General features: G+C 45.9%; 3 protein-coding genes. All 3 read left to right on the top strand.

Going from position 1 to position 8,449, the window contains the following annotated elements:
• Window positions 1-220: 220 nt before the first annotated feature.
• Window positions 221-2,461, top strand: a complete 2,241-nt coding sequence (locus BACCOPRO_RS13750) for a glycosyl hydrolase family 95 catalytic domain-containing protein (RefSeq protein ID WP_040311504.1) — start codon at window positions 221-223, stop codon at window positions 2,459-2,461.
• Between the two features lie 320 nt (window positions 2,462-2,781).
• Entirely contained in the window at window positions 2,782-5,589 is a 2,808-nt protein-coding gene (locus tag BACCOPRO_RS13755; RefSeq protein WP_040311505.1) for a DUF8487 domain-containing protein, read from the top strand.
• A 1-nt stretch (window position 5,590) separates the two neighbouring features.
• On the top strand, window positions 5,591-8,365 hold the full coding sequence (locus BACCOPRO_RS13760) for a DUF8487 domain-containing protein (protein ID WP_008144496.1): 2,775 nt from the start codon (window positions 5,591-5,593) through the stop codon (window positions 8,363-8,365).
• The last annotated feature ends 84 nt before the right edge of the window (window positions 8,366-8,449 follow it).

Consider the following 8,449-nt stretch of genomic DNA (forward strand, 5'->3'; position numbering starts at 1 on the left):
TCTTTTAATTGTTATGAATGCATATATAATTTATTAATACTTAGGGTTATAATATTTTACAGATAGCACAGCATAAATCTGATGTCATATAATCATCCATGTAATTCGTGGTTTCATCTATGTATAGTTTTTGGGGGCTTGGCTAATTTTGCATCGTACATAACGATTCTTCCGAAGAATCAGAAACCTTTATGAAACGAAAAACTAATATTGAGAGAAAATGCGAGTAAGTGTTTTATTGTCAGGATTATTGGTAGGACTGATGGCCTGTACGTCTGGGTTGGAGAATTTACCGACCAAGACTTCGAAGAGTGATCTGGTCTTTGACTCTCTGGCTCAGACCTGGGACGAAGGAGTTCCTTTGGGAAATGCAACTATCGGTGCTTTGGTTTGGAAGAAAGGAGATGCGCTCCGTCTTTCTTTGGATCGGATAGACTTATGGGATTTGCGCCCTTCGGACAGTTTGTCGGGAGCAAATTTCCGTTTTGCCTGGGTGAAGGAACATATCCGTACAAAAGACTATTTGCCGGTACAGAAGAAACTGGATCATCCGTATGATATGGAACCGGCACCGGCAAAGATTCCGGGAGCAGCCCTGGAGTTTTCACTGAAGGAATTGGGAAATCCGTCTTCTGTCCGGTTGTACTTGAATGATGCTTTGTGTGAAGTGAAATGGCCGGAAGGAACACGTTTGCAGACTTTCGTTCATGCCTCTGAGCCTGTGGGATGGTTCGTTTTTGATCAGTTGGACGAAAATCTTATTCCGGATATCATCGCTCCGACATACGCCGATACTTTGTCGGGTGATTCAGGAGGTGGTCCGGTAGAAGGTCTCGACCTGAAACGTTTAGGGTATTCACAGGGGAAAGTGATACGGGATGGAAATAAGATCGTTTATCATCAGAAAGGTTTTGGGGATTTTTATTATGAAGTGGCGGTCTCTTGGATGAAGTCGGGAAAGAAATTATATGGAACATGGAGTGTGACAACTTCTTTGTGTCCTGAGAAGGCTGAAGAAGAAGTTGAGGAAGCTATGAAAAGAGGAGTTGCAAATGATTATGAAGACCATACTGCTTATTGGGATACTTTCTGGAAGCAGTCTTCTGTCAGTTTGCCGGATTCATTGTTGCAGAAACAGTATGATAATGAAATGTACAAACTGGGTTCTGCTTCCCGTGAAAATTCATATCCTATTTCTTTGCAGGCTGTATGGACTGCGGATAACGGAAAACTTCCGCCCTGGAAGGGAGATTATCATCATGATCTGAATACGCAGTTAAGTTACTGGCCCGTGTATACAGGTAATCATTTGTCGGAAGGCCTGGGATATTTGAATACGTTGTGGAATCAGCGTGATGTTTATAAACAGTATACCCGTCAATATTTCGAAACGGAAGGAATGAATGTTCCCGGAGTGTGTACGCTGACGGGCGAGCCGATGGGAGGATGGATTCAGTATTCCATGTCGCAGACCATTGGTGCATGGCTGGCACAGCATTTTTATTTGCACTGGCAATATTCGGCCGATGAAGATTTCTTGCGTGAGAAAGCATATCCGTTTGTTCGTGATGTAGCTGTTTATCTTGAGCAGATTTCCTTTGTTGATCAGGCTGGAGTCCGCAGACTGGAGTTTAGCTCCAGTCCGGAGATTTATGATAATTCTCTGAATGCCTGGTTTAAAGACATGACTAACTATGATCTTTCTCTGATGCGCTTCTTGTTCCGTGCCGCTTCAGAAATGGCTACATCGCTGAAACTGGGTGAAGAGGCTGCACACTGGGCTCAGCTTGAGTCTCAGCTTCCGGCTTTCGATCTGGATAAGGAAGGGGCTCTGACATTTGCCAAAGGACATCCGTATAATGAATCGCATCGTCATTTCTCACATGCACTGGCCATTCATCCTTTAGGCTTGATTGACTGGAGCAATGGCGAAAAGGATCAGCAGATTATTTTGGCGACATTGAAGAAGATGAAAGACTATGGTCCTGACTACTGGACCGGATATACTTACGCATGGTATGCCAATATGCTGGCACGTGCTTTCAAGGGAGAAGAAGCTGCTGAGGCCTTGCGTGTCTTTGCATCTTGCTTCTGTCTGAAAAATCTTTTCCATGCCAATGGAGACCAGTCTGGTACCGGTAAATCATTGTTTACGTATCGTCCGTTTACATTGGAAGGAAACTTTGCCTTTGCTGCAGCCGTGCAGGAAATGTTGTTGCAGAGTCATACGGGAGTGGTTCGGGTATTCCCTGCTATCCCGGAAGAATGGAAAGATGTTGCTTTCACTGACCTTCGCGCAAGAGGCGGATTTCTTGTATCAGCTGAACGCAAGGGCGGCAAGGTTGTCCAGGTAAAGATTGTTTCAGAAAAGGGAGGAACTCTGCATTTCCTTTCTCCTGATACAGGAGAGGTTTTGGAGGTGAATACAAAACCGGGGGAAGTTGTCTCTTATAAATATTAAAAAAGTTAAGGTGAGCAACAGATCTGGAATTATGTTTCAGGTCTGTTGAAAAAACGTTTCGGCGTGTAGGGGAAAACGCCGAAACGTTTTTTTTATATGCCGAAACGTTTTTAAAAAACTTCGAGGCCTTTCCCTTTGCATAATATAATCCATATTTTTCTTCTAATAGTCTATTTTGGTATTGGTATAAAAGTCGTTACTTTGCATAGTGAGGATCTTAAGTCTGAATATTGGATATATAGAACTTCGCAAAGTCGTAAAGACATGTGAGTGGAAAGTTTTTTCATTTTTGGTAAATCATTAATTGGAGGTAAGCGTTTATGAGGATTCGTTGCTTTGCTTGTCTGGCAGTATTCTTGATGATACTGGTTTCTTGCCGGCAAGATGTAAATCGGCTTTCGCTGGCTGGAGAATGGAATTTTGCACTTGATCCGCAAGATGTTGGATTACAGGAAAAATGGCAGGAAAAGATTCTGGATGAGATCGTGCAGTTACCCGGTTCGTTACAGGAGCAAGGAAAGGGCGAAGATGTCAGTGTAACAACCCGGTGGACCGGACAGATTGTTGACAGTGCCTGGTATTACGCTCCCGAATATGAACCTTACCGGCAGGATGGACAGGTAAAAGTTCCTTTCTGGCTGACTCCTGACAAACATTATGTCGGAGTGGCCTGGTATCAGAAAAAAATAAATGTCCCTTCGGAATGGGAAGGCCGTTCAATAGAGCTGAACCTGGAGCGGGCTCATTGGGAAACCATGTTGTTTGTTGATGGCCGGCAGGCAGGAGAATGTACATCACTGGCTGTGCCGCATCGTTACATACTGGATGGACTTTCGGCCGGAGAGCACATACTTACATTGCGGGTAGATAATCGGATGAAAGTGGATGTCGGTATGAATGCCCATAGTGTTTCAGACCATACTCAAACCAACTGGAATGGAGTAATAGGCGACCTGTCTCTCCGGGTACGTCCCACTTTGTATATTGATCATGTGCGGCTTGATCCTGATGCTGGTCAGAAGAAGGTGCTCGTCAGAGTCTGCCTGGCAGGAAAAACGGATAGTGCGGATGGAGAATTGTTGTTGCAGGCTGAAAATTCTGATGGAACTCCGGTAGGAAAAGCGGTACGCCTGACTGCAGAAAAGGGAAATCAGGAACTGAAAGCTGAGGTCGATCTCGGAGATCAGGTTCGTCTCTGGTCAGCAGAAACTCCGGATCTTTATCGCATGCGAGTAACTCTGAATACTCCGCAAGGAGCAGATGAACAGATCGTTTCTTTCGGATTCCGTGATTTTCGTGCTCAGGGTACACGATTTGAAATAAATGGTCGTCCGGTATTTCTGCGGGGTACACTGGAATGTTGTGTCTTTCCTTTGACAGGCTATCCGGCCATGGACAAGGATTACTGGAAAAAGATTTATGGCAAATGTAAGGAATATGGATTGAACCATGTACGCTTCCATTCGTGGTGTCCGCCGGAAGCTGCTTTTTCCGTGGCAGACAGTATGGGATTATATTTGCAGGTGGAATGTGGTGCCTGGGCAGAGGTCGGAAGTGGCTTGCCGCAGGATGAATGGATCCGTCAGGAAGGAGATCGCATTCTGAAAGAGTATGGCAATCACCCTTCTTTCTGTCTGATGGCTTATGGCAATGAACCGTCGGGAAACCGCCAGGCTGATTATCTGGGAAAGCTGGTGAACTATTGGAAACAGACTGACGGACGTCGGGTGTATACGAGTGCAGCGGGATGGCCTTATGTGCCGGAAGCTGATTTCTGGAGTACAATGGAACCGCGTATTCAGGTGTGGGGAGCCGGACTGAACAGTGTGATCAACCGTGAAGCTCCTCGAACTGATTATGACTGGCGTGAGATTATTCGAAAGGATATGCCTACGGTTAGTCATGAAATCGGCCAGTGGTGTGTTTATCCCCGCCTGAAAGAACGTGAGAAATATACGGGAGTATTGAAAGCTGGTAACTTTGATATTTTTGAGGCTTCTTTACGCAAGAACGGAATGGAACATCTGGCTGATAGTTTTCTCTATGCTTCAGGACGTCTGCAGACTCTTTGTTACAAAATGGATATCGAGGCTTCCTTGCGTACGCCGGGAATGGCCGGATTCCAGCTGCTCGGCCTGAATGATTTTCCCGGACAGGGTACAGCCCTGGTTGGCGTATTGGATCCTTTCTGGGAGGAAAAAGGATATGTGGATGGTAAGGAGTTCAGTTCATTCTGCAGTCAGACGGTTCCGCTGATCCGCTTCCCGAAGATGGTCTGGACGAACAAAGAAACCTTGAAGGCTCCGCTGGAAATTGCTCATTTCGGAACAGAGCCGATTCAGCAGGCAGAACTGGAATGGAAAGTGGCTACTGCTGACGGAAAACTGTTGAAACAGGAATCGCTTTCAGTTTCTGTCCCCTTGGGAAATGCTGTTCAGATAGGAGAGATTTCACTTGATTTGTCAGAAATAAAAGAGGCTTCCAAACTGGTCGTTTCGGCAGGTATAAAAGGTTTCGGCAGTTGTAACAGCTGGAATGTCTTTGTCTATCCGGTTGAAGAACGGAATGAAAATTCAGAAATATATATTACAGAAAAACTGGACAGCCGTGCATGCGAAGAACTTAGCCGGGGAAAATCCGTATTGTGGCTATCGTATGATGCTTTACAGTCCGTAAAGGATGAGGTTGCTGTCGGTTTTTCATCTATTTTCTGGAATACGGCATGGACACGGGGACAGGCTCCGCATACACTGGGAGTGTATTGCCGTGCAGATCATCCCGCATTGGCTTCTTTCCCGAATGATGGAGTGAGTGACGTACAATGGTGGGAACTGGTAAGCCGCTGCAGGGCAATGAACATGAATGTCTTTCCGAAAGATTTCTATCCGGTTGTTCATCTGATAGATGACTGGTTTACCGCCCGTAAGCTGGGGGTACTTTTCGAAGCACGTGTCGGCGGCGGTAAGTTGATGGTGTGCAGTGCGGATTTGCAGCATGATCTGCCTTCACGTCCGGCAGCCGCACAGTTCCGCAGAAGTTTGATGGACTATATGGCTTCGGAACGCTTTCAGCCATCCCGTGAACTGGATCTTAAAGTTGTAGAATCAATAATGAATAATCAAAAGTAATATGAAGAAAACATTTTTATTATTTGCTGTTTTGTTTGTCGTCGCGGGTCTGCGTGCCCAGACGATGGATTTGTCCGGCTTGTGGCGTTTCCAGTTTGATCCGATGGGATTCGGTATGACGCCTGGATCGGAATTGTATTTGAGCCGTCTGGGAGGAAGTATTGCTTTGCCGGGTTCAACAGATCAGGCAGGCTTGGGAGTGCGTAACGAGGCTTCCTATGTGGATCGTCTGAGCCGCCGGTTTGAATATTGCGGTATGGCCTGGTATCAGCGTGAAGTTGTTATTCCTTCTTCCTGGAGCGGAAAGGATATTGTATTGACACTGGAACGTTGTCATTGGGCAACAACGGTATATGTAGATGGCGAACAGGCTGGAGCTGACGAACGCTTGTCTGTGCCGAATCGTTTTTCACTCACATCGTTGATGACTCCGGGAGTACATACACTGACTATTTGTGTGGATAACCGTCTGAAGTATCCGATGGACCAGTGGGCACATGGCACTACGGAATATACACAGACCAATTGGAATGGTATTGTGGGACGAATTGAATTGGAGGCTCGTCCAGCTCTTAACATTAAGCAGATGCGGATTGATCCGGATGTAGATAACCGGAAAATCCATGTACGCCTGCATCTGGGTGCCGGTAAGGAAGCTGCAAAAGGAGAACTGGCTTTACAGGTGACAGGAAAGGATGGCAAACCTGTGAATTCAGTAACAGTTCCTGTAGAACTGCCTGCCGGTGGTTCTGAAATCAGCCATGATGTAGAGTTAGGCAAGAATGTCCGTCTTTGGGATGAGTTTGATCCGGCTCTGTACCGGCTGACGGCTGTATTAAAGTCAGAACTGGGAGCTGATACTTGTTCTTCAGTATTTGGTATGCGTAAGGTGGAACAGGGCAAGCATCACATTCGTATCAATGGACATAATGTGCATTTGCGCGGTGTGCTTGACTGTGCTGTTTTCCCGATTACAGGTTATCCTTCTACTTCAACAAGTGACTGGGCACGTATTATGAGTACAGTGAAGAGTTATGGAATGAATCATGTACGTTTCCATTCCTGGTGTCCGCCGCGGGCAGCTTTCGAAGCAGCAGATAGTCTGGGATTGTATCTGCAGGTAGAACTTCCCATGTGGATTAAAGATGTGGGCCGTTATCCGCAGCGCCGTGATTTCTTTGAGAAAGAAATGTATGCGATTCTGGATGAATATGGAAATCATCCGTCATTTATCCTGTACTGTAACGGTAATGAAAATGAAGGAGATTTTGCTGTACTCGAGGATTTGGTGAAAAAAGGACAGGCTTATGATAACCGCCGGTTGTATTCGGCTTCAACAGCACGTACACATGTTGCTTCCGATCAGTTCTATGTGTCACATGTAACAGACAAAGGCTGGATCACTGTTTACGAAGGTAAACCTTCAACAGACTGGGATCGAAGCAAGGAATCTGATATTGATGTTCCGGTCATTGCACATGAAACAGGGCAGCGTTGCATGTATCCTGATTTCCGTGAAATAGAAAAGTATACTGGAGTTCTTGAACCGCGTAATTTTGCTGTCTTCCGCGAACGGCTGACACGCAATGGAATGCTGGAGCAGGCACACGATTTCTTTCGTGCTACGGGAGCACATACTGTTTTGCAGTATAAGGAAGTTAACGAAGCTTTGATGCGTACATCTAACTCTGGCGGTTTCCAGCTGTTGGGACTGTCAGATTTTCCGGGACAGGGAAGTGCGTTTGTCGGTATTCTTGATGCCTTTTGGGAAAGTAAAGGACTGGTGACACCTGAGAAATATCGTGAGTCATGTGGTCCGGTAGTAATATTGGCACGATTGCCTAAGCGAATTTTCTCTCCTTCTGAAACACTCGCAGCACGAATGGATGTTTATCAGTTTGGTCCGACAGATATTCGTCGCGGAAATATTGAATGGTGGCTGGCTGACGAAGACGGAAAGCGAATTGAATCCGGACGCTTGTCACATGGCAATATAGCTCGTGGTGGCGTTGATTCAGTCGGCGTAGTTCGTGTATCACTGGATAAGATTTCTCAGACAGGTAAATATACTTTGCATGCTTCTTTGGGAGATGTACACAATGAGTGGGATATTTGGGTATATCCGGATAACCGTCCGGTGGCTTTGCCTGAGAATGGAGAACAGTTTGGTGCAGGTTCCGGTGCTTCGGAATGTCGTTGGGCTACCACCTGGGAACAGGCACGCAAATTGCTGGCACAGGGTGAACGGGTACTCTTGGTTCCTGATGTAAAGAAAGTAAAGGGCCGCAAGACGCATTTTGCTAGTCATTTCTGGAATCCGATCATGTTTAATTGGGATCCGATGATCGTGGGTACATTGATCAGTAATGAACATCCTGCATTCCGTGACTTCCCGACATCATATTATGCAGATTGGCAGTGGTGGGATATCCTGAATAATGCACGTGCAGTTGATTTGACAGATATGCGAACATTGACACCCGTGATCCAGAGCGTTGATACATATGAAGAAAACCGCAAGTTGGGAATTGCATTCGAAGCAAAGGTGGGTACAGGCAGCCTGTTTGTACTGAATCTTGACATTGCGAAAGAACTGGAAAAACGTCCGGCATCTTGCCAGTTGCTCCGTTCGGTGATGAACTATGTGACTTCATCCGATTTCCAGCCGCAGACTACTCTCGGTGCATATGAACTGGATGCACTTTTTGATATGACTAAGGATAACAAGTCAGAAAATAAGGGGGGAGCTGCTGTAGAACAGTTGCTGAACCGATAAATGGTTTGACAGGCTTTCCTTGATTCTGTAGGAAAACCAGCATAGAAGATATCCCGTGAAGGCTGTTCGCAGCTTTTCACGGGA

Source organism: Phocaeicola coprophilus DSM 18228 = JCM 13818 (assembly GCF_000157915.1).
GTDB classification, from domain to species: Bacteria; Bacteroidota; Bacteroidia; order Bacteroidales; family Bacteroidaceae; genus Phocaeicola; species Phocaeicola coprophilus.

Excerpts from the sequence above, each read along its gene's own strand:
- BACCOPRO_RS13755 (WP_040311505.1), top strand. The coding sequence starts at position 2,782 with ATGAGGATTCGTTGCTTTGCTTGTCTGGCAGTATTCTTGATGATACTG.
- BACCOPRO_RS13750 (WP_040311504.1), top strand. The coding sequence starts at position 221 with ATGCGAGTAAGTGTTTTATTGTCAGGATTATTGGTAGGACTGATGGCC.
- BACCOPRO_RS13760 (WP_008144496.1), top strand. The coding sequence starts at position 5,591 with ATGAAGAAAACATTTTTATTATTTGCTGTTTTGTTTGTCGTCGCGGGT.